Source organism: Winogradskyella psychrotolerans RS-3, from assembly GCF_000427335.1.
Classification (GTDB): domain Bacteria; phylum Bacteroidota; class Bacteroidia; order Flavobacteriales; family Flavobacteriaceae; genus Winogradskyella; species Winogradskyella psychrotolerans.
Genome location: NZ_ATMR01000098.1, coordinates 100,557 through 124,320, shown reverse-complemented (window position 1 = coordinate 124,320; position 23,764 = coordinate 100,557). Strand labels below are relative to the sequence as shown.

Here is a 23,764-nt window from a genome sequence, read left to right as displayed (position 1 = left end):
TTTTTAACAAAAATAGAAGAGAATTCTAAGGGAAAATATGATAAATATCATATTTAGGACAAAATTATCCTATTTAAAGTCGTGAATCAATAAGGTAATGTATTAATAGTTAGGAAAAGTGTGTAAGTTAAATTAAATCAGAGCTTTAAAATATAAACCGTACAAAGGGCATCCAAGCTTCGGTGTAAATACTTTTATCCTTGTCGTAAAGGACATCGTATCTAATACCAATCGTCACATTTCCATTGGTGTATCCTGCACCTAAAAATAATGCTGGATACCAATAGTTTTCATCAAGATTTGTTACATAACGGTCATCAAATTTACGACTAACATGTAATTGTTCAAATTCAGTTGAAATCTGAATTTCTCTATAAGGATTAAATAAGCCTATAAGACTACCTCCTAAAACGGTAGATTTAAAGACATCCTTTTGACTGCTATAAGAGAAGTTAGCACCAATTCCGGTAGCGACGTAAGGGTTAAATCGATAGAGGGCATTAGGTGCTAAAGACCCACTAAAAAACCCATTTCCAAAATTTAAACCAATCCCTCCTCCATATTCTACTTGGCTCCAAAAGTTGCTTTTATAAGTAGTAGATTTTTGAGCGAATGAAAATAATGTAAAAAAACACACCAAAAAAGTACACAATACTATTTTAGGCTTGTGAAAATGCTTCAAATTTGTCATAGTTTAATTTGTTCTATTCAATATGTTATAAATATAATAAATCCTTATCTATATTTACCAAAAGTTGTATTTTTGAATAAATTATGTTGAAACGACAACGTCTCAAAAAGTAAAATGGATAAATATTCCTTTCTCAACGCGGCACATACAGCATATTTTGCTGATTTATACGACCAATACCTCAAAAACCCTGATTCTGTAGAGCCAAGTTGGCGTGCCTTTTTTCAAGGTTACGACTTCGGATCTGAAAACTATGGATTAGATGGTGAAATTGTAGAAGGTGTTTCTACTCAAATACCGGAACAACTTCAAAAAGAATTTCAGGCTCTAAAACTTATCGATGGCTACAGAAGTAGAGGTCACTTATTTACTAAAACCAATCCTGTACGCGCAAGACGTAAGTATGCTCCTACATTAGAAATTGAAAATTTCGGATTGTCTAAAAACGATTTACAGACTGTTTTTTCAGCTGGTGATGTTTTAGGTTTAGGATCTGTGACACTTCAAGTTATTATCGATCACTTAGAAAAAGTGTATTGTGAATCTATTGGTGTAGAATATATGTACATCAGAAAACCTGAAGAAATTCAGTGGATTCAGCAAAAGCTCAATGTTAATGATAATCACCCGCAGTTTTCTCCAGATCAGAAGAAAACAATTTTAAGAAAACTGAATGAAGCTGTTTCTTTCGAAAACTTTTTACATACTAAATATGTAGGTCAAAAACGTTTTTCTTTAGAAGGAGGTGAAGCATTAATACCAGCATTAGATGCTTTAATAGAGCACGCTTCTGGTTATGATGTAAAAGAATTTGTAATGGGAATGGCACATCGTGGTCGTTTGAGTACATTAACAAATATTTTCGGTAAATCTGCAAAAGATATTTTTAGCGAGTTTGATGGTAAAGATTACGAGCAAGAAGTCTTTGATGGTGATGTAAAGTACCATTTAGGCTGGACAAGCGATCGTGTTAGTGATGCAGGTAAAAAAATTAATTTAAATATAGCACCAAATCCTTCGCATTTAGAAACGGTTGGAGCTGTTGTAGAAGGTATCGTTAGAGCAAAGCAAGACGACAAATATGCAGATAACCCATCTCAAGTATTACCAATTATTGTTCATGGTGATGCTGCAATTGCAGGTCAAGGTATAGTATATGAGTTGATTCAAATGGCACAACTCGATGGTTACAAAACCAACGGAACAATACATATAGTAGTCAATAACCAAATTGGGTTTACAACTAACTATTTAGATGCACGTTCTAGTACCTATTGTACAGATGTTGGTAAAGTCACACTTTCACCAGTATTACATGTTAATGCGGATGACGTTGAGGCTGTTGTACATGCGACATTATTTGCTTTACATTTTAGAATGAAATTTAAGCGCGATGTATTTATTGATATGTTGGGTTATAGAAAATATGGGCATAACGAAGGTGATGAACCTAAGTTTACACAACCATTATTATATAAAGCGATTGCAAAGCATAAGAATCCAAGAGATATCTATGCAGAACGCTTATTAGCAGAAGGAGTTATTAATAACGATTTTGTTGCTAAAATAGAAAAAGAGTACAAAGATAAGCTTGAAGAAAAGCTTGAAGATTCTCGTAAGGTTAAGAAAACAGAGATTACTCCATTTATGCAAAATGAGTGGGTTAATTTTAGTTCGGCACAAGAGGATAAGATGATGGTGACTGTAGATACTACATATCCTAAAGAAGCGCTTGAGAAGATTACTAAGGTTATATCGAATTTACCAGAGGATAAAAAATTCATAAGAAAAATTCAACGTTTAATAGAATCGAGACAAACTATGTTTGATGAAGATCGATTAGATTGGGCAATGGCAGAACATTTGGCTTATGGTTCTATATTATTAGAAGGTAATGATATCCGTATTTCTGGGCAAGATGTAGAGCGTGGTACGTTTTCTCACCGTCATGCGGTTGTAAAAGTTGAAGACAGTGAAGAAGAGATTGTTCTCCATAATAAGTTAAGTGATAAACAAGGAAGATTTTTTATATATAACTCATTATTGTCAGAATATGGTGTCGTAGGTTTTGATTATGGTTATGCCATGGCAAGTCCAGAAACATTAACTATTTGGGAAGCACAGTTTGGTGATTTCAGTAATGGAGCACAAATAATGCTCGATCAATATATTTCTGCTGCAGAAGATAAATGGAAGCTACAGAATGGATTAGTAATGTTATTGCCTCATGGTTATGAGGGTCAGGGAGCAGAGCATTCATCTGGTCGCATGGAACGTTATTTACAATTATGTGCTAAAGACAATATGTTTGTTGCCGATTGTACAACACCAGCAAACATGTTCCATTTATTACGTAGACAAATAAAAGCAAATTATAGAAAGCCGTTAATTGTATTTACTCCAAAAAGTTTATTACGTCATCCAAAAGTAGTTTCTACTGTTGATGAATTTGCAAATGGAAGTTTCCAGGTGTTAATTGATGATGCTAATGCTAAAGCCGACAAAGTAAAAACGCTAGTTTTTGTTACAGGTAAGTTTTATTATGATTTATTAGAGGAACAAGAAAATCTAGAACGAGATGATGTCGCTTTAGTTAGAATAGAGCAATTATTTCCTTTGCCATCTCAAGATATGAGAGCGATACTTAAAAAATATAAAAAATGCAGATGATGTTGTTTGGGCTCAAGAAGAACCAAGAAACATGGGAGCTTATAGTCATTTACTAATGCATTTTGATGAAGCTAGACAGTTTAGATCAGCAAGTAGAAGACCTTATGGTGCACCAGCAGCAGGAAGTTCTGTGCGTTCTAAGAAAAGGCATAAAGAAGTTATTGATTTTGTTTTTGATAAAACCAAAACAACCAGAGATAATAAAATTAAGGTATCAAAATATTGATATCTTCAAACAAAAACAACGTAAGACCATAGGTTATAAATAAAACAATATGATTTTAGAAATGAAAGTGCCTTCACCAGGCGAATCAATTACTGAGGTGGAAATTGCAGAATGGTTAGTGCAAGATGGAGATTATGTAGAAAAGGACCAAGCTATTGCTGAGGTAGATAGTGATAAGGCAACTTTAGAGTTACCAGCAGAAGCCAGTGGAATTATTACTCTTAAAGCAGAGGAAGGTGATGCTGTTGCTGTAGGTGCCGTTGTTTGTTTAATCGATACAAGTGCAGCGAAACCAGAAGGTGGAGGAGATGCTCCTGAAACTTACAAAGGTGGTGATGAAGGTGGTGGTGACAAAAATGTTGCTGACGAATTAAAGAAGGAACAAGAGCAAACTCCAAATACAGGGAAAAAAGCTTCAAATCCTGCTAAAAACACTTATGCTTCTGGAGTTGCAAGTCCGGCAGCTAAGAAAGTATTGGCTGAAAAAGGAATAAGTGCTAGCGCCGTTTCAGGAACTGGGAAAGATGGTAGGATTACTCAAGATGATGCTGTAAAAGCGGTGCCATCGATGGGAACTCCAACTGGGGGCAATAGAGGAACATCTCATAGCAAAATGTCTATGTTACGTCGTAAAGTTGCTGAACGTTTAGTAGAAGTTAAAAATACAACAGCAATGTTAACCACATTTAATGAGGTTAATATGACACCAATCTTTGAATTGCGTAAGCAATATAAAGAAGATTTTAAAGCGAAGCACGGAGTAGGTCTTGGGTTTATGAGTTTCTTTTCGCTAGCTGTTGTAAGAGCATTAGAAATGTATCCAGCAGTAAATTCTATGATAGATGGTAAGGAAATGTTGACTTATGATTTTGTAGATATTAGTATAGCCGTTTCAGGTCCTAAAGGATTAATGGTGCCAGTGATTAGAAATGCAGAGAATTTATCATTTAGAGGTATTGAATCTGAAGTTAAACGTTTAGCATTAAGAGCTAGAGACGGTCAAATCACTGTTGATGAAATGACAGGTGGTACATTTACTATTACTAATGGTGGTGTGTTTGGAAGTATGTTATCTACTCCAATAATAAACCCTCCTCAAAGTGGAATTTTAGGAATGCATAACATTATTGAGCGTCCTATTGCCGTAAATGGTAATGTGGAAATTCATCCTATGATGTATGTGGCTTTATCTTACGATCATAGAATTATTGATGGTAAAGAGTCAGTTGGATTCTTAGTTGCAATAAAAGAAGCATTAGAAAGTCCTGAAGAATTATTAATGGATAATAATATTAAGAAGGCCTTAGAATTATAGGACTTAAATTTATAAATAAAAAAAGCGCAATTTCATTGAGATTGCGCTTTTTTGCTCCTAACAAAGAGCACCTAACTAAACTAATTAAAATTAACTAAAGAAATTAACTGCAATATTTGCCGATATCACAATTATTGAACTAACAATTAATAAGATAATAAATACCTTGTCATTTTTTGAGGTTGATTCATTTTTCATTGTTTCCATGGACTTATTGTATTTTTAAAAACTTCGAACTATAATACAATTCAAAGTTAATAAGGTTTGTATTTGAGGTTTAAATTAATAGCTGATGTAAAGTTGCAAATAATTATAACACAATACTATACGTGACTTTACGTATTTTTTGGTTTTATTTCATAAAAAAGGCCTCGAACAAAAGTTCAAGGCCTAATAATCCCTAAGAATTAATCAATCCTGTTTTTTTTAGAATTAACTAATAGCAAAATTTTATGTTACAACCCCTACATTTGTAACATGAAGTAAAGGTCATAAAAAAAACAACACTAAACTATACGTAACTTTACGTAGTTTTTGTTTTTTTTAGATTTAAGTATCAAAAAAAGCTGAATTTTCTTTAGCCCAAATTAATAAACTGTTTTGTTTTCGCTCTAATTTTAGTTTTTTTATGATATTGCTTTTATGTTTTTCAACTGTCCGAGGTGAAATTAAAAGCAAGTCTGCAATCTCTACTCCAGTTTTGTTTTGAGATATTAACTTAACAATGCCTCTTTCGTGATTAGTTAACAAATCAAAATTTTCAGGTAATTCATGTAATTCTAAAAACTTCAGCAATTCAGGGCTAAAATAAGACTTGTCTTTTATGACGGATGAGATACAGTTTTCAATTTCTACTAATGCAAACTCTTTTAAAACATAGCCGTAAATGCCTATTGCTTTGGCATCATAATATGTTTTTTCATCCTTTTCAAAAGTGATTAGTACAATCTTAGTGGCTAGTTTATCAATTTTACATTGCTCAGCAATCTGTAAGCCTGTTAAAAATGGCATTTTTATATCTAAAATGGCAATATCTGGAGTGTGCGCTTTTATAAGCGCTAATGCTTCTTTACCATTTTTAGCGCTCGCAAGTACATTAAACTTTTTCTCTATTAAAAAATCGTGCAGACCTTTGAGGACCAATGGATGGTCATCTGCAATAATGATTGTGGGGTTCATTCTTTGCTATTAAGAATTTTAAAGGTAGTAAGAAACTTCAGCATATAAAATTTCTGAAACCATTTTAATACTTAAAGAGCCGTTATAACTTTAAATACAAGTATTTTTTTTCGTAGTCTATAACAGCTTTTCCTTTTTTTAATACATCAGCACCAATAATACCATCCACAGGATTGGCATTGTGATTTATTAAGCCATTATTTACATGAGATAAATTAAAAAGAATTAGAGCCACACGATTTTTTTTCCATTTTCCCACTTTTATCGCATTGGACGTAGAGATTTGCGTCAACATGTCAGATGCGCCTGCACCAACGGCTTTAATTTCAGAATCTTTTACTTTAAGATTAAAGCGCTCAATAGCTTCAAAACCAACACAGCTGTTTGAAGCTCCTGTATCCAAAATAAATCGTCCTTTAACACCATTAATACTGGCTTTTATTTCGAAGTGATTCGTTTTAGTAAATTTTAATTTTATTTTAGAATAACCTTTATTTAAGAGGAAGTCTTTTAACGTTTCCATGTCTTTTGTTTAAATATTAATAACCAACATAAGAATGCAACTATCAAGCCTAAGATGAAATAGACATACAAATTATAGTCGTTTGAAGACTTTGATACCGTTAAGTCGCCAAAATAAATAAAAGCACTCCAATAATATGGTGACTTCTTAATATTGGAAATTTCAGGATTACTTAAATACGCTAATTTAGAATTTTGATTGGCGGCAAAAGCAGATTCCGTTTTTCTGAGATCGCTATAAAAACTAGACATCAGCTGTGAGGTAGATAAGTCATTGATTTTCCATAGTGAAACTACTAAGTTAGAAATTCCGGCATATTTAAAACCACGAGTCAAACTCATGCTACCTTCTCCTTTGTGAAGCATTCCAATTCCTGTTTCGCAAGCACTTAAAATGACTAAGTCATTTGTTAGATCGAGATTGTACAACTCTTGCAAATACAATTTTGAGTCTATAAAATCGATATTAGCTGGAGTTGTAAAATCACCACTATTAGCATGTGTAGAAAGATGCAGAATACTATATTTATTTATCTGATCTAAAACATCTTTTTTGGTTGCTGCATTGTACATTAAAAACTCAGTTTTAATCTCATCGTTTATACGTTCTGCTTCATCTAAAGAATAGGTGAGTTTTAAATTGCTATTATCAAAAACTGGAAAAACACCCAAAGCAGAATTTCTGAATTGATAGGGTTTTGTATTCGTATAAAATAAAGCACTTGTATGATAAGCTAAACGATGTTTTTTTACCAAAAACGGCATTTTAGAATAATTAGAAGTTGCCGTTTGTGCTGTTACTAAACTTTCAAAAGGAATAAAATTTAAAAAACCATCTGCAATAATCACTACATTTTCATAAGTGCTAATTTCATTCAATTTTAAAAATTCATAAAGTTGAAATGCATCATCAGTAAACTGAGAGATGTTATTGTTAATGACTGAACCATTTTCAAAATAATCTATAAATGTTGAAATGTTCTGTTTGTTAGATTCTGATAAATCTATTTGTTGAAAAGCAATGTGATTTGGTGTGAATACAAATTGATACAAGCTATTTTTTCCATAAAAGTATTCTATTAAACAAGCTTTGTCGATTCCTAGTTTCGATTGTAGATTGGCAATATTTATACTTTTCGAATAGTTTGATGGATACGCGTTATTGATAGAATTTTGTAATTGCTTCAGTTTAGTAGTTGTGGTAATGAGTTGTAATTGTAAGCTATCGCGTTCTGATAATTGTAGTTTCGGTCTATTTATAGGTCTATTAAGTAATCTGTTGGATAATTGTTGTTGCTGTTTTAATAAATAGTGTTCTTTTAAAAGAAGGCTATCTGTAGGGTGTTTTTCTAAAAGTGTTCTTTTATTAGTATACCATTTTAAGGCTAAGGCTTTAGTGTATTCGGCATAGTTAAAAGCGCGTTTGGCATAGTCGCTCTCTCCTTTTACCTGAAACATATCGTATAGTATGGCTATGCATTTTTCACTACGGTCTTTATTGATGCTTGCATTAAGTATATAGCTTTCTTGGCTGGTATTTTCTTGAGCGAGTAAGTCCGAAACATAAAAACTTAAATCGTAATAATGTAATGCGTTTTCGGGTTCAATTTCTAATTCTGCCCATAAATCGAAAACATCAATAAAGGTGTTTTCGGGATATAAATCAGTTGTTTTTGGTAATTGAGTGTCATCAAAATTTGGTAATAAAATCGCTAAGCAATTTTTTAATTCAGCAATGGCCTTGTCATTTAGGTTTCGTTTAAAATCTAATTGTGCTTCTTGAAAACTAAATTGTGCTTTACTTCGTGCTGAAGTAAGATCATTAATTGTTAGAGGTCTTAAACGATTTAAATAGGAAAAGGCTAACTCATAATCTTTATTTTTTAAAGCCGTTTCATAGTTGAGTTGAAGTTCTTCAATATTGCCAACATCACGCCTCAGAAAAATGACGTCATTTTCCAAAAACAATTGCTTCTGATTACTATTTAAAAGTTGGTCACTTTTTCTTTTTATATAATTAAGGTTCTTTGCTTGCTGTTTTTTTATGCCTTCAATTTTAAAACCTTCATTCGCAATATCTATAACTTGCTGATGTTTATGTAACGATTGGTAGAGCTTTGCCAAATTAATGAGTCCAGAAATTTGTTGTTGCTTATTATTCTGTTTTTCGGCAAGTTGAAGGTAATAGGAGGTAATCTGTTCTGCTTTTATATAGGCATTCGTTTTATGATAAAGAATACCTAAAGGAATCAAACAATACTCTACAATATCATAAGATGAAATGTTGTGGTCATTATAAATCTGATGTGCTTTTTCGTAGCTGTTAATCGCTTCCTTTTTTCTATTGGTTTTATCGAGATAATACCCTTTGTTAACTAATAGATTTATAAAAGCATAGTACTCATCTTTTGTATTAATCTGTGTTTCAAATTGAAGACTATTTTTATTTAGGACCTCCAAGCCTTCATCTGTTTGATGTTGACTAAACGTTTCCGTAGCCACATAAATGGCTTCTTCCAAATCTTGAGCAAAACAAGTTCCGAAGACCAACATAAAAATTAAAATGAATCCTTTTTTCATTTATAATGGCACCGTTTTTAAACTAGAATTTCCAAATAGCATAAAGTTGCAAATAATTATAATCGTCTTCTAAATTAAATACATAACGCGCACCAAGACTTGGGCCAATACGAGCAAAACCAGCTGTGGCTTCTACTAAAAATCCTTTTCTGAAATTAGTGAAGGACTCTGTGACTTCTTCATTAGTAGTGCGACTATCAAAAAGAAATAAATCGGCACCTTGCCCTTCAAATTGTTCAGTTAAAACAGATTGTTCTTGTTTTTCGTTTACCGATATAGTACCAATAATTCCGGCACCTAAACCGATATAATTATTCACATTATACCGAACTAATACTGGGATTTCCCAATCTATATTGCTGTAACTTCTGCTTGTTGTTGTGCGTTGGGTGTATGGAATACCGACGGCGGCATCATCTATAAATTCTTCTCTTATTTCTGTATTAGTGTCATATTTATGAATACTGTTTAATAATTCAACTTGCCAATACCAACGATGGGATTTATAAGGTGAAATAGTAGCTCCTAAAAAGTAACTCTCTGAATTTTTTAAATCCGAAAATGAGTTGTAACCGGCTTTTACACCTATAGAAATACCTGGTAAAAAGCGTGTTGTAGAATAATTGGTGATTATCGGTTCATTTTTATCAAAGATTATGGCTGTTCGCGATTTGGTTTTCTTTTTATGAAAATCATCTGAGAACTTTAATCTGTATTTTACAAAGCCTTTTGTTGAATCGTATGCTTTTACATTTTTCTGTTCGCTTCCGGGTAGATAGATGTTTTTGAATGTGAAAATCGCTTGTTTAGCAGTATAAGTCGTGTCGAGACAACTGTATTTGACATCGTATTTCGGACAAATTTTTACTTTAGGATACATGTCTAAAACTTCAATACTCGATTTATCAAACATGTCTGGGATATCCGTTTCTAAACGAATCGTTGTAGCCGGACCTTCACCATTATTCTGAAATCTAATTTTAAATTTTGGACGTTTATATCGTACTAACCTATAATTTAGAAATGAGGCATTAGAGGACATTTTATTAGGGTCGTGAGATGTTACAATTTCCATTTCCATATCTTTTACATGGTGATTGTCATAACTGTTATCTGGTACATAGACACCTCTAACAGAAATAATCGCAGAAGTGTCTTTTAGCATTTCCTTGGTAGTCTTTAAGCTGTAAAACACATGGCGTTCTTCGTTAGGTTCCATATTGTCAAAACGAAGTTGACTTGAGTTTCTATACGCGAATTTAGCATCGTCTAAAGTTTGAGGTAGATTTTTCTGTACCGTTGTGTCTTGAGGTTTCGCTTTTAGAGATAGTAGATTATCCTCAGCAGAGGCATAATACACATCAGAATCAAATTTTGAGGCATACACAATAGCATCATTTATTTCTTTTTCATCGTGATATGGTCTGGTTTCAATAAGGTCGAAGTTGTCTGCTTTGTATTTCGCTTCATTGTAAAACAAAAAGAACTTTCCATTGGTAGTATATGATTTTGTGTTTTTATAACTTAAAACAATGACGATATCCTCATCTGGCATGGGTTCTCTATTCCGTTGAAGGTTTAGAGCATTATCCATTGAAGCTTCGTCTTTGTAGTCATCAGTTGCATTATCAACGGTTATTTTTTTAGGGCGTGTTAATGGCGGTTTTCCGGTATCGTAATTATTGGTTGCCCATAACCTAACGGTGTAGTCTCCATTTCTTTTATAGGTTTTTTTAAGTTCTTTTTCTTTGCTAAATGTACCATCTCCAAACTCCCAGAAATTGGTGTAAAAAGCTTTTGGTGCACCTGCAATTTGATTCAGTTCTGGTGCGTTTGCCTTAAAATCAATTTGGTTGCCAAGTTTTTTGTATTCAATATTTGCCGTTCTTCGCGTCGTATCTTTTGCAATGTCTTGCTGTGCAAAACTAAAAACTGAAAAGCTAAAAACGAAATAAAATAGAGTTATAGGTTTCATGGAGGTGAATTTATTGTGATTAAATTTAACAATTAATAACTAATAGGGTTCTAATTATCAAGTAAAAAGAATTTATGGTTGTTTATAGATAGCAGAAAAAGTCAGAAAAATTAATTTCTGACTTTTATTAACTAAGTAGGTAACAATGATTTATGGTAAATCATTTATCAAAGCTGTTAATGAAGCTTCTGTTCTTACTGTAGTTTCCCCTAAATAAAACGTTATAATTTCATTTGCAACTATAGTTACTGGTTTTATAGAATACCTCCATTCACCATCGGATTCAGAAACGAAAATGACATGACATTCTAAACCAATTGGTATTTGTCCGTAATGCTCACTAAAAAGATTCAGAGTTTCATCATAAGTATCTAATTGTGCTAAGGCTGGTAGTTCACCGTCGTAAGACAAGTAAATTGCGCTGTTTTGATTGTTGTAACCCGCTGGTGGTTGTACTTGAAGTGTTGTTTTAGGTCTTGGATCATTGTAGAATTTATCTACATTGGTCCAGCCAAATCCTTCTAAAATGCCATAATAATTTTCCCCTTCTAAGAATAGGCCTCCATCTCCATTGGTGTTATCTTCAACTTCATCCCAAGCTAAGTTGCCATCAGCATCCATTTCTCCAGTCCAAAGACTCATATCTGGATCAGAACCTCCTGTTAGGCTTGTAGGAATAACTAATTGCAAGCCACAGTTTGTATCTAATATGGTACCATTCTGAGTTACTTCTATAAAGAATTCACCTCCTGTAATTATTAAGGCTTTATCACCATTTGGTAATTTTCCCATAGTAGGTTTGTTGGTCGTTAACATGCTGCCTTTTTCAAAAATTTCAATGTATTCTAAAGTTATGTCTCCAGAAACGGGGTTGCCATTGTCGGTAAGGCAATTTGCATTTAAATTAATTTGAACGCCATTTTCTGAGATTAATGAAATGTAAACATCCTCTGTATTAAAATTAAATAGTTGAGTATGGTTATTTAGTGCAATATCTCTAATGTTTTTAAATTCTTGAGCTGTAGGCGGCTCTTCATTTTGTGATCCGCTATCGGAATCGTCAGTAGGATCGCAGCTAGTAGCAAGTATTGAGGTCATTAATAATAGGGCAAAAAGGCTGAATAAATTTTTACTTAAAATTCGTTTTGTATGCGTTCTGATGTGAATGTTTTTAATTGTTTTCATAATAGTTGAATTTATGGTTATCTGCTTTTATATAAACTGAAAACTATTTTTGTTACCCCTTCTTATGAGGTTTTTTAATAATAAGCTACTTTAGGACTGAAGTAGCTTATTAATTAGTAGTTTACATCGGATAATTATTTTTTAATTATTTTCTTTTGATAGGGTTTTCCATCAATTATAACTGTAGTAATATAGATGCCAGTAGGCCATTGTTTTACAGAAATCGTCTCCTTTTCTAATGTCGTTTTCTTAGAAAAAACCGCTATGCCTTGTATGTTTTTAATACTTACAACTTTTGTTGCTTCTGTATCGAAGTTGCTAAAATCTAGAGTCAAAATTTCTTTGGCAGGATTAGGAAACGTTGAAAAGTTAACAGCTTCTTCATCTTTAATATCTGTATGGTCTTCTCCAAAAGTTAAGCTGTATTTATAAGCTTTATCTACCTCTGAAGGATTACCAACCACAACGATGTCGCGTTTACAACAAGTGACTTCAAAAAATATTTCTGTAGAATCCCAAGGTGAACCTACAGCTAATTTAAATCTGTAAATTTTACCAGGTCTTAAATGATAACCAGGTGGTAAGAAATCGACAATATTAATATTATTAGGAGCTTGAATTAATGGCGTTACCCAGTCTGAATGTAATACTAATGTATTCGTCCAGCTTACAGGGTTAAACTCACTTAATTCAACATAGTAGCTATTTTCACAACTACTCAGAGATCCATCGACTAGTAAATTGTCAACTAAACACAATTCAGTAACATCTAAAGGACCATACTTAGAAGGGTATTGATTGACTGCATTTGGAAATCTAAATTTTGCGACTGCAGTGGCTCCCATTTTTGGTCTACAATCTTGGCAGTTAAATAATTGATGAAAACTTTGGTAGGTGTGTAGTAACGGATTGGCACCTAGCTTTCTGTCAATTCCAGTAATTACAAATTCGCAATCATATATAGCTATACTTTCTAAATGATTCTTAATTTTATTACTGATAGCAAATTCATGTATTAAACTGTTACTTGTGTCAAACAGTTGTACTTTATAATCTGGGTAATTAATACTTCCGTAGTTTTTACTAATTAATAATCTGTCATTTATATCTACATCGACAAAACCATTTGAATACTGAAACATATTACTACCTCCAGAATGTAAATGTTTAACTCTAAAATCTGTAAACGGGTATGATGTAGATGTATTTACGTTATAAAACACTTCCCAATTAGAGCGTAATGCAATTTGATTATTGGTTCTTTCAAAACGACTACCCGATTCTGAATAATGAGAATATTGAGAAGACGAATTGATGTTAAAGAATGCACTAAAGCTTGGGCTGTAGGTAAAACGCTTAAGGTGTAATTGTGAGGACGTTATGCTACCCATCGAATATCCAACTACAAATTTAGAGTCTTTCATATCCATCTGTATAGAAAATGGACTACTGTTCGTAATTGCAGGGATATTACTTATTGGTAAAAACCCTTTATAAACCATGTTTCTAAAAACTTTAACCTTGGCTAAATTACTTTCAACACATCCAATAAGAACGTCACCGTTAGGAGCCACTTCAATATCTGTAGCATTAGTATTATTAGCGACTTCAATTCGAGATCCAATTAATGTACCAGCAGTATTATACTTTTTTAGATAGGTTCTAAATGTAGTACTTCCGGGAGCAGTTCGGTCTACGTATAGCACGTAAACATTATTGTTTTGATCCAATCGTACCCTTGTAAATCCGTGGTAACTAGAGATGAGGACTTGTGGAGATGTAGAAGCAAACGTGGTGCCATCGTAGATTTTTAAATAATTTCCACAATCTTCACCACTTACCCAATAGGCAGAGGCATAAAACTCTTTGTTTTTGTCAGAGGTTGAGCTTACCCAACTGCTTATAGATGCAGTTATGGAGCTCGTTTGTACTCCGGGAGTTAACTCTCCCTGAGCATGTGCAAGTCCGTAAAAGGACAGCAGCAGTAGCATAATGATTTTTTGAATAGAATTTTTCATATTAAAAATTTTAGTGATTAGTAAATGGATTCTCTATCCATCTACTAATACATCAAAAGCTTTTGAAATTTGTTACCTCAATATTTCAAAGTTTTCTTTAAATTCGTTGAAAATAAAGGGTTCATGAGCGATAAAAAATTACACGAAGACCAAAAGTATATTGATGGATTAGCCGAAAACAATGCCTTTATTATTCAGGCGATCTATGATAAGTTTGCTCCCAAGGTGATTAATTATATCAAGCAGAATAGTGGAGATGCATATGATGCACAAGATGTTATTCAAGAAACTATTATAACCATATATAACCAAGCGAAACAAAAGAAGCTACAATTAACATGTCCGTTTGATGCTTATTTTTTCTTGCTCTGTAAACGAAAGTGGTTAAATCAATTAAAGAAAAGTAAGGGGAAAGAGGTAACAATTAATGAAGAGGTGTTATCTAAGGATGATGATGCACAAGTATTGTCTTTTGAAACTTCAATTTTCGAAAATAAACAAGCCCTGTTTAATGAGATGTTTCAACAATTAGGAGATGCTTGTAAAGATTTGCTGAAAGCGACTTTTAAAATAAAATCTATGGAAGAAGTTGCTAAAAGTCTCGACATCACTTATGCTTATGCACGAAAGAAAAAATCGTTATGCATAGGACAATTAACAAAACTTGTGAAAGCATCCCCTAAATTTAACCGACTTAATTATTAATATTATGGAAGAACAAGATTATATACAGTTTGAAGCTTACCTTGTTGGAGATTTGTCTGAGGAGGATTTATTAGCATTTAATATGCGATTAGAATCAGATCCTGAATTTAATAAGTCTTTTGAGATTTATAAAGACCTCACTTCAAATCTAGAACATCAAATTGCAAACGAACGCGAGATTTTCGATTTTAAAGCCAATTTAGATGTTATATCTAGTCAACATTTTAATGCCATTCACGATGAGGACCTCATAATTAAACCATCTCCGACATCTAATTTCTATAAGTATGCTGTTGCGGCTTCTGTGGTCATTCTTCTAGGTTTCTTTGTTTTTAATCAATTTGGAAGTCCTAGTTATGATGATTATAATAATTTCGACGCTATTAGTTTAACGGTTAGAAGTGCTGAAGATGATAGCTTTAGCAAAGCAGAGCAAAATTTTAATTCTCAAAATTACGATGACGCCATTGTGGTATTCAATACGATTTTAGAAGCCGATTTTTCTAATTTAGAAATACAATTATATAAGAGTATCGCTTTGGTTGAAACGAATCAGTTTGAAGAAGCAGAGGTGTTACTTAACAAATTATCTAATGGGAATTCCGCTTATAAAAACAAAGCAAAATGGATTTTAGCTTTAAATTATTTAAAACAAAATAAAGAGTCAGAATGTATTAATGTTCTTAAAACCATCCCTCAAGATGCAGAAGATTACAAAACGGCTCAAGAATTAATGAAGAAATTAGACTAAGCTATAAACTCTTAGTGATATAGCGCAATATTCTTTAAAATAAATACTAAAACGAAAGTCATCAAATCCAAGATGACTTTTTTACTTTTGCAAAATGATTATTACAGATACACATACCCATTTGTACAGTGATGCTTTTGATGAAGATAGAGCGGAAATGATAGAACGAGCCATAGAGGCTAATGTTACACGGTTTTTTATTCCTGCAATAGATTCCTCTTATACAGAAGCGATGCTTCAACTAGAAAAAGATTTCCCTGAACATGTCTTTTTAATGATGGGTTTACATCCTACGTCTGTAAAAGATAATTATAAAGAAGAATTGCGTCTTGTTGACGATTTATTAGCAAAACGAAAATTTTTTGCTATTGGAGAAATCGGAATCGATTTATATTGGGATAAATCTACTTTAGATATCCAAATTGAAGCCTTCAGGCATCAAATAAATCTTGCAAAACAATATAAGCTACCAATAGTTATTCATTGTAGGGACGCTTTCGATGAAATTTTTGAAGTTTTAGAACAAGAGAAGTCCGATGATTTATACGGAATTTTCCATTGTTTTACAGGGAATTTGGAACAGGCTCAGAAAGCAATTTCTTATAACATGAAATTAGGAATAGGAGGAGTTGTCACCTTCAAGAATGGTAAAATTGATCAATTCATTAATCAAATAGACCTCAAGCACATTGTTTTAGAAACAGATTCACCGTATTTAGCGCCTAAGCCGTTCAGAGGAAAACGAAATGAAAGTGCTCATATTAATAAGGTATTAGAAAAATTGTCGGAACTTTATGAAATAAGCGAAGAAGAAATCGCTACCATTACTACAGAAAATTCAAAAGCTATATTCGGAATTTAAATGACAAAACAACCACATATTCTATTAATATATACAGGTGGCACCATTGGTATGATTAAAGATGTTGAGACTGGTGCGCTAAAAGCATTCGATTTCAACAGTCTGCTTGTTAAGATTCCAGAATTACGATTATTAGATTGTACAATTGATACCATTTCTTTTGAAGAACCTATAGATTCATCCAATATGAATCCTAAATATTGGGGAGATATTGCGACTATTATAGGAGAGAATTATTTAATGTACGATGGTTTTGTGGTTTTACACGGTAGTGATACGATGAGCTACTCGGCATCTGCGCTTAGTTTTATGTTAGAAAACTTAGCAAAGCCCGTAATATTTACAGGCTCGCAATTGCCAATTGGAGATTTACGTACAGATGCAAAGGAAAACCTAATTACATCGATACAAATGGCATCTTTAAATATTGAAGGATTGCCAGTAATTAGAGAGGTAGGTTTATATTTTGAATACAAATTATATAGAGGAAATAGAACCACTAAGTTAAATGCCGAACATTTTGAAGCCTTTGAGTCGCTTAATTATCCGCATTTAGCAGAATCTGGAGTGCATTTAAATGTTAATTCAGAGCATTTATGGAGACCAAAACCAAATACTGATTTAGTTTTGCGTACAGCTATGGATACCAATATAGGAGTGCTAAAATTATTTCCTGGTATTTCTAGACCAATTTGTGAAGCCATTCTTACAAGCAAATTAATTAAGGGACTTATTATAGAAACTTATGGTTCTGGGAATGCTACAACCGAAGATTGGTTTTTAAAATTATTAAAAAATGCAGTTGCAAGAGGACTTCATATCGTTAATGTAACCCAATGTGCAGGAGGAAGTGTAAATATGGGCCAATATGAAACCAGTTCACAGTTGAAATTAATAGGTATTATCTCAGGAAAAGATATAACTACAGAAGCAGCAGTTGCCAAATTAATGTACCTTTTGGGAGCTAAAATTGAAGGAAAAGAATTCAAAACTATTTTCGAAACGTCCTTAAGAGGCGAAATGTCCTAAAAATAACAGAAAATAACACTATAAATTTTAGTGTTTGAAGATTTTTTCGTTATTTGGCACAATGTAATTTTAAATAAATTTAGAGAGAGGTGGCCGAGTGGTCGAAGGCGCACGCCTGGAAAGTGTGTATACCTCAAAAGGGTATCGAGGGTTCGAATCCCTTCCTCTCTGCTGATATTTATCGTTAGAATTACATAATTTTTTTTATCTTTAACACTTTAACTAATAAAATTAAGATTCAGAACAATGAAAAGATTATTTTCTATCCTTGCCATAACATGTTTAATGGCTATCGGAACTGTTAATGCCAATGCAACAACAGCCTTTGCAAGTGCAACAGCAACTGTAACAAGTGTAACTCAAAGTGATGATGCTGCGGCAGAAGAAGATTTGAGTTTCCATCAAGTATTAAAAAAGCGTTTTATTGAAGGGGGTGCAGGCTTTATGGGTATTGTACTATTATGTTTAATTCTTGGTTTGGCAATTGCTATTGAGAGAATTATCTTTTTAAATCTTTCGACTACAAACACTAAAAAATTAACTCAAAATGTAGAAGATGCACTAAATTCTGGTGGTATCGAAGCAGCAAAGGAAGTTTGTAGAAATACAAAAGGACCTGTTGCCTCTATATTCTATCAAGGTTTAGACAGAGCCGATGAAGATATCGATGCTGCTGAAAAAGCTGTTGTAGCTTATGGTGGTGTACAAATGGGACAATTAGAAAAGAATGTGTCTTGGATTTCATTATTTATCGCTTTGGCACCAATGCTTGGTTTCATGGGTACGGTAATTGGTATGATTTCTGCATTTGATAAGATTGAAGCTGCAGGTGATATGAACCCATCATTAGTAGCAGGTGGTATTAAAGTAGCACTGTTAACAACGGTATTTGGTCTTATTGTAGCGATTATACTCCAAATCTTTTATAATTACATCATTGCGAAAATAGACAGTATTGTAAATGATATGGAAGATGCATCAATTACTTTGATGGATTTATTAGTAAGACACAAAAAATAAAAATTAATTATGCACAAAATATTTAAAATTATTGCCGCTGTTCTTAGTTTGTTTGGTATCATTTCTCTTGTGAGAATTATTGCTGCTGGTGACGAAGCTATGGAAACAGGAGGTGAAGCAGGTTTGTTTGAGCCTATGGCCTACAGTGCTTACGTGATATTAGGATTAGTTGTTGCATTTGTATTGTTTTTGTTTTACAAAATCTAATTACAAATACAGCTTCTCTTAAAAGTACTTTAATTGGTGTTGGTGCGTTTGTAGCTGTATTAGCTATTTCTTATGCGTTATCTGGTGGAGATCCAACAGTATACAAAAGTGGAGATGATTTAGCAACAGAAGGGCAGTCTCACATGGTTGGTGCCGGTTTAATTGCATTCTATGTATTATTAGCAATTGCTGCAATAACTATGGTTTTCTCAGGAGTTAAAAAAGTAATTAGTAAATAATATAACATGGCAAAAAGAGCAGCACCCGAAGTAAATGCAGGATCAATGGCTGACATTGCCTTCTTATTACTTATCTTTTTCTTAGTAACAACTACTATTGAAAAGGACAAAGGATTATTAAGAAGTTTGCCACCTATTGATGACACTGAAGTTGAACCACCAATTATTAGACAAAAAAATCTATTTACTGTTAATATTAACCGTAATAACCAACTCTTAGTAGAAGAGAAGGAAATTCCGATTAGTGAATTAAGACAAGCAGCTATTGATTTTTTAGATAATGGTGGCGGAACTAACCCAGAAGGTGAGTCTTGTGATTATTGTAAAGGAAAGCGTTTAGAGGATTCCTCAGACCATCCTGATAAAGCAATTATCTCAATGAAGCACGATAGAGAAACCACTTATGAAAAGTACATCGATGTACAAAATGAGTTGGTTGCAGCTTATAACTTCTTAAGAGAGCGAGAAGCAGAAAGACTATACAAAAAGTATTATCCAAATGCTGACAAGGTGTTTACCGCTATGCTCGAAGAGAAAGAGAAGAATCAATTTAGTAAGGATGAAGTACTTAATGAGCGAATTGAGACCGTTAAGTTATTATTCCCAATGAAATTGTCTGAAGCAGAACCTGAAAAATAATAAAAAGTAACAATTATGTCTAAGTTTAGAAAAAAAGATAAAGGTGGATTGCCCGCAATTTCAACGGCATCACTTCCAGATATTGTATTTATGTTGCTTTTCTTTTTTATGGTTGCAACTGTAATGAGAGACAGTACTTTGATGATTGAAAACAGATTGCCTAGTGCTGATCAGGTTGAAAAACTTAAAAAAGACAGAACAATCTTTATTTATGCAGGGAAACCAAGCGATTTGTACAAGCAATTTGGTAAAGAACCAAGAATTCAATTTAATGACGCTTATATTACGGTAGAGGATGTGCAATCATCAGTTATTCAGGGTATAAACGATTTAAATGAAGACTTACAAAGTAGAGTCGTAATTGGACTTAAAATCGATAAAGAAACCAATGCAGGTTTAGTATCAGATATTAAGCAAGAATTGCGTAAGGCTAATGCGTTAAAAGTAATGTATATAGCTAATACAAAAACTGATAAGTTATAATAAATTCTTAATTTTATAAATAAAACGTCCTGAGAAACAATCTCAGGACGTTTTTTGTTTAAATGATATTAAAGATTTTGTAGCTTTATCAATATTTATCAAGCATGTTAAATATGTTGTCTCTAAAATAAAAGAGTATAGTGATAACATATCACCGTCTAAAAAGTATATGCATCAACATATGAAAAGTTATTTTTTACTCTTAATTGTATTAATAGGTTTTGTGGGGTTTTCACAAAACGATTATACTGATGCATCCAAACTGTATAAAGATTACAGAGAGGATCAATTCTATGCGTCAGTAACTTATAATATACTTAATGAAAAGCCGAGTGGAGTTTCTCAATCTGGTTTTTCATCAGGGTTTCATTTTGGTTTTATCCGAGATATGCCAATTAACGAAAAACGTAATGTTGCCATAGGCTTAGGTTTGGGAATTTCTACAAATTCATATAATCAAAAAAACGTATTAATTGAAGAAATTAATAAGACTATATCCTTTAGTAAAATCGACGAAAGTGACTATAATGTATCTAAGAATAAGTTTGCTACGTACCTCGTAGAAGTTCCTTTGGAATTTAGATGGAGAACGTCTAATCCAGAGGATTATAATTTTTGGCGTATTTACACTGGATTTAAAATAGGGTATTTACTCTATAATACAACAACTTTTAGGAGTGAAGTGGCTAATGAGAAACTCACTAATATAGATAGCTTTAATAAAATTCAATATGGTTTAACCTTGAGTGCTGGTTACAGTACTTGGAATTTTCATGTATATTATGGTTTAAATTCAATTTTTGATAATAACATACAGTTCGAAGGTGAAAGTATAGATATGAAATCCTTAAAAATAGGATTGATGTTTTATGTTTTATAACCAATAATTTAGAAGGATAAACTGTGGAAGTAATCCTGTAAAAATACCTATTATCAATTCTTGAGGGGTGTGCGCTTTTAGATGTAAACGCGATGTGGCAATGGCACCTAGAATAATCATCATTAGTGCAATTGTACCAATAATATTTATATGATAGTGCAAACTTAATGCAACAGCGAACATAAAAAAGCCAGAAGCAGCTATCATGTGAATACTTGCTTTTATTCTAAAAACAGCCAAAATAAAACATGTTAAAGTAGAAAATAGAATACCTAAAAAGAAGTAGTATAATTCTATAATTTCATCTGGTGTTAATACACGTATTAGAATCAACACAATAATAATACAATTGATAAATAGTGGTATTAAGCGATCTTTGGTGCTTTTTAGGTAGATAGAATTAACCTTATTGATTGTTTTTAGTAGAAAGAATAAAAGAATCGGTAAAATGATCGTAAGGATTACAATCGAAAATATTTTAGCATTTCTTACAGGTTCTGGAATGTAACGTGGAGTTTTAGAAAAGTAAAATAATATACCCAATAATGGCATTATTAATGGGTGAAAAACAAACGATATACCTTTTAAAATAAATTCTTTCATGTGTAATAACAAATGTAAAGTTTTATCTTCAAAATAATCATGCTATACTTTATAAGTAGATTATATATTTTTATTTTATAAAAAACCATCGAATGATTAAAAAATACATCACTCTAAGTTTACTCATTTTACTAAGTGTAAATTATGCTTTGGCTCAAGGTAATTACAGAATTATTTTTCCCAAATCAGAATCTGAAAGAAATCAAGCATGTAGGAATTGTTTTTCGGCATTTCAACAAAAACCCAAAGAAGTAAATTTTACCATTAAAAATGACAATGGTAACTTGTATTTTCATACTAATGATAAAACGTGGTTTAATAGTTTATTTGCAAATGATACTGATGGTATAGCTATTGATTTGGTTTCTAAGGATATTTATGATTGCGCAATAGAAAACATAAAAACGGATCAGATTAGAGGTGAATTATTAAGACCTGTATATGCATCCCGACTTAAAAGTGGCTTAAAATCTATTGGTGAAAATTCTTATCGTGTATTAGTAGGTAAATTACCTGAAAATCTTAAAAATAAAGATGTAGAATACAATATGCTTTTCGTAGGTAATAAAACGTTGTGTCGTTATCAAATCATCTATGACATTGAAGCCTATAAGTGGGACTTGCTAGATATGGGAATGTATTTAGATTCCATAAGTTTTAAAAATGTAAAAGTTGGAGATACTGAAGATGAATCCTTTCAGATAAAATATAAAACACTTCGATTTAAAATACCATTTGAGAAGAATAAGACACAATACTCATCAGAGGATATAAAACCGGTTTACGATTCATTAAACTTAACAAATTTCAATATAAAGACGATAAACATCAAAGCGTATTCATCTATTGAGGGGAGTTTAGAACGTAATATTGAATTGCAACAAGATAGAGCGAATAGTATCGCCAAGGCCATTCAATCGTATCAAAAACCTAATATCAAAACAAGTATTTCGTCTTCCGAAAATTGGGTTGAATTTTTAAATGATATTGAAGGTACAAAACACGAGAACTTAAAGGCTTTAAGTAAAAGTGAGTTAAAATCTAAGCTTGTAGGTTCTTTTTCTCAAGACATGGAGCCTTACTTAAAAAATCATAGAAAAGCAGTGATTACATTAGAATTAGAACGAAAAGATATTTATAAAGTGAAATCTGCGACAGAACTCGTAGGTCTCTTTAATTCGTCTATGAAGGATGGTAATTTAGATGAAGCAGCTCAAATTCAGAATTCTATTTTTGAAAAACTAAAGAATAAAGAAGTATCACCAGATATTTTAAAAAATATGGAAATTCCTTTGCAGTTGAAATTCATTAATTTCTTAAATAACAATAGTGCGATTAAATATCAATTAGATCAAAAGCAAATGATCATCGTTAGGAATGAACTAGAAAATCTTAAAAAACTAGAACCCAAGAATCCTAGAGTACGTTATAATTTAGTAGCCCTAAAATTTTTAATTTGGCGTCATAATATTGAATCTGTAAATGACATTAAGTTTAAATCAGAAATTTATGCTCTAAAAAGTTTTGGCATTGACAAGCAGCTTATCGATAGGATGATGATAAATTATCACATTATTAAAAGTGAAAAGTATATGCGTGAGCGCGATTATAAAAACAAAGATAAGTCGGTAAATTATATTACTAACGCCTACAAGAAAGTGTCACTTTCAGATTTTGACTATTTTAGTTTAGCACAATATTTAGTGTATTATGCAAATACGGATAAAGCGGCTGAATTATTAACAAAAAAGGCACGTTCAATAGATGTTGATGAGGATTTACTGTTTTACTATTTAAACCTAACTCTTACCGATAACGAGCTTACTAAGACAGATGATTATAGAGCAATTATGCTAAATGCCATAAACCTTAATAGTAGCAGATATTGCAAGATATTTAATGCTGTTGAAGATGGCGGAGTAACGTTTCAGCTATTAGCAAACAATGATTTGCGCCAAAGTTATTGCGAAAGTTGTACTAATTAA

General features: G+C 32.4%; 19 protein-coding genes, 1 tRNA gene and 1 pseudogene. 13 read left to right on the top strand and 8 right to left on the bottom strand.

Annotation, left to right across the window (positions count from 1 at the left end):
- Positions 1 to 145: 145 nt before the first annotated feature.
- Positions 146 to 691 (bottom strand): hypothetical protein, encoded by a 546-nt coding sequence (locus ADIWIN_RS10420; RefSeq protein ID WP_040756955.1) that lies wholly within the window; start codon positions 689 to 691, stop codon positions 146 to 148.
- A 114-nt stretch (positions 692 to 805) separates the two neighbouring features.
- Between ADIWIN_RS10420 and ADIWIN_RS10415 the strand changes: the two are divergent.
- A pseudogene (locus ADIWIN_RS10415) lies at positions 806 to 3,587 on the top strand (2-oxoglutarate dehydrogenase E1 component).
- A 49-nt stretch (positions 3,588 to 3,636) separates the two neighbouring features.
- Positions 3,637 to 4,902: a 2-oxoglutarate dehydrogenase complex dihydrolipoyllysine-residue succinyltransferase gene (gene odhB / locus ADIWIN_RS10410; protein ID WP_020894740.1), complete on the top strand. Its 1,266-nt coding sequence runs from the start codon at positions 3,637 to 3,639 to the stop codon at positions 4,900 to 4,902.
- Positions 4,903 to 5,451: 549 nt separating this feature from the next.
- On the opposite strand, the gene ADIWIN_RS10405 is transcribed toward odhB, so the two are convergent.
- The 6 genes from ADIWIN_RS10405 to ADIWIN_RS10380 form a co-directional block, all read right to left on the bottom strand.
- Positions 5,452 to 6,081, bottom strand: a complete 630-nt coding sequence (locus ADIWIN_RS10405; RefSeq protein ID WP_020894739.1) for a response regulator — start codon at positions 6,079 to 6,081, stop codon at positions 5,452 to 5,454.
- Positions 6,082 to 6,163: 82 nt separating this feature from the next.
- Positions 6,164 to 6,604 (bottom strand): retropepsin-like aspartic protease, encoded by a 441-nt coding sequence (locus ADIWIN_RS10400; protein WP_020894738.1) that lies wholly within the window; start codon positions 6,602 to 6,604, stop codon positions 6,164 to 6,166.
- Complete coding sequence (locus ADIWIN_RS10395) at positions 6,592 to 9,183, bottom strand: CHAT domain-containing protein (protein WP_040756949.1); 2,592 nt, start codon at positions 9,181 to 9,183, stop codon at positions 6,592 to 6,594. Before ADIWIN_RS10395 ends, ADIWIN_RS10400 begins: the two co-directional genes overlap by 13 nt.
- Before the next feature lie 22 nt (positions 9,184 to 9,205).
- A complete protein-coding gene (locus ADIWIN_RS10390) occupies positions 9,206 to 11,158 on the bottom strand; it encodes a PKD domain-containing protein (RefSeq protein WP_020894736.1) in 1,953 nt (650 codons plus the stop codon).
- Between the two features lie 150 nt (positions 11,159 to 11,308).
- On the bottom strand, positions 11,309 to 12,343 hold the full coding sequence (locus tag ADIWIN_RS10385) for a hypothetical protein (protein WP_020894735.1): 1,035 nt from the start codon (positions 12,341 to 12,343) through the stop codon (positions 11,309 to 11,311).
- A 134-nt stretch (positions 12,344 to 12,477) separates the two neighbouring features.
- Positions 12,478 to 14,361 (bottom strand): T9SS type A sorting domain-containing protein, encoded by a 1,884-nt coding sequence (locus ADIWIN_RS10380; RefSeq protein ID WP_040756947.1) that lies wholly within the window; start codon positions 14,359 to 14,361, stop codon positions 12,478 to 12,480.
- Between the two features lie 123 nt (positions 14,362 to 14,484).
- Here ADIWIN_RS10380 and ADIWIN_RS10375 point away from each other — a divergent pair, with 123 nt between their 5' ends.
- The 10 genes from ADIWIN_RS10375 to ADIWIN_RS10330 all read left to right on the top strand — a co-directional run bounded on the left by ADIWIN_RS10375 (position 14,485) and on the right by ADIWIN_RS10330 (position 21,176).
- Complete coding sequence (locus ADIWIN_RS10375) at positions 14,485 to 15,066, top strand: RNA polymerase sigma factor (protein ID WP_020894733.1); 582 nt, start codon at positions 14,485 to 14,487, stop codon at positions 15,064 to 15,066.
- Positions 15,067 to 15,070: 4 nt separating this feature from the next.
- Positions 15,071 to 15,817: a tetratricopeptide repeat protein gene (locus ADIWIN_RS10370; RefSeq protein ID WP_020894732.1), complete on the top strand. Its 747-nt coding sequence runs from the start codon at positions 15,071 to 15,073 to the stop codon at positions 15,815 to 15,817.
- 94 nt (positions 15,818 to 15,911) lie between these two features.
- Positions 15,912 to 16,679 (top strand): TatD family hydrolase, encoded by a 768-nt coding sequence (locus ADIWIN_RS10365; RefSeq protein WP_020894731.1) that lies wholly within the window; start codon positions 15,912 to 15,914, stop codon positions 16,677 to 16,679.
- Entirely contained in the window at positions 16,680 to 17,708 is a 1,029-nt protein-coding gene (locus tag ADIWIN_RS10360) for an asparaginase (protein WP_020894730.1), read from the top strand. It abuts the gene before it with no gap.
- Between the two features lie 83 nt (positions 17,709 to 17,791).
- A tRNA-Ser gene (locus tag ADIWIN_RS10355) sits at positions 17,792 to 17,879 on the top strand.
- A 75-nt stretch (positions 17,880 to 17,954) separates the two neighbouring features.
- On the top strand, positions 17,955 to 18,728 hold the full coding sequence (locus tag ADIWIN_RS10350; RefSeq protein ID WP_040756945.1) for a MotA/TolQ/ExbB proton channel family protein: 774 nt from the start codon (positions 17,955 to 17,957) through the stop codon (positions 18,726 to 18,728).
- A gap of 9 nt (positions 18,729 to 18,737) precedes the next feature.
- Positions 18,738 to 18,935 (top strand): hypothetical protein, encoded by a 198-nt coding sequence (locus ADIWIN_RS19600; RefSeq protein WP_020894728.1) that lies wholly within the window; start codon positions 18,738 to 18,740, stop codon positions 18,933 to 18,935.
- Between the two features lie 245 nt (positions 18,936 to 19,180).
- Positions 19,181 to 19,813: an ExbD/TolR family protein gene (locus ADIWIN_RS10340; RefSeq protein WP_040756941.1), complete on the top strand. Its 633-nt coding sequence runs from the start codon at positions 19,181 to 19,183 to the stop codon at positions 19,811 to 19,813.
- A 15-nt stretch (positions 19,814 to 19,828) separates the two neighbouring features.
- Positions 19,829 to 20,296, top strand: coding sequence for an ExbD/TolR family protein (locus ADIWIN_RS10335; protein ID WP_020894725.1), 468 nt, complete (start codon positions 19,829 to 19,831; stop codon positions 20,294 to 20,296).
- 181 nt (positions 20,297 to 20,477) lie between these two features.
- Entirely contained in the window at positions 20,478 to 21,176 is a 699-nt protein-coding gene (locus ADIWIN_RS10330) for a porin family protein (protein WP_040756936.1), read from the top strand.
- On the opposite strand, the gene ADIWIN_RS10325 is transcribed toward ADIWIN_RS10330, so the two are convergent.
- Positions 21,171 to 21,779 carry a hypothetical protein gene (locus ADIWIN_RS10325; protein WP_040756935.1) on the bottom strand — a complete coding sequence of 203 codons (609 nt, stop codon included), beginning with the start codon at positions 21,777 to 21,779 and terminating at the stop codon, positions 21,171 to 21,173. The two genes, ADIWIN_RS10330 and ADIWIN_RS10325, sit on opposite strands and share 6 nt — an antisense overlap.
- Positions 21,780 to 21,871: 92 nt before the next feature.
- On the opposite strand from ADIWIN_RS10325, the gene ADIWIN_RS10320 reads away from it, so the two are divergent.
- Entirely contained in the window at positions 21,872 to 23,764 is a 1,893-nt protein-coding gene (locus tag ADIWIN_RS10320; protein ID WP_020894722.1) for a hypothetical protein, read from the top strand.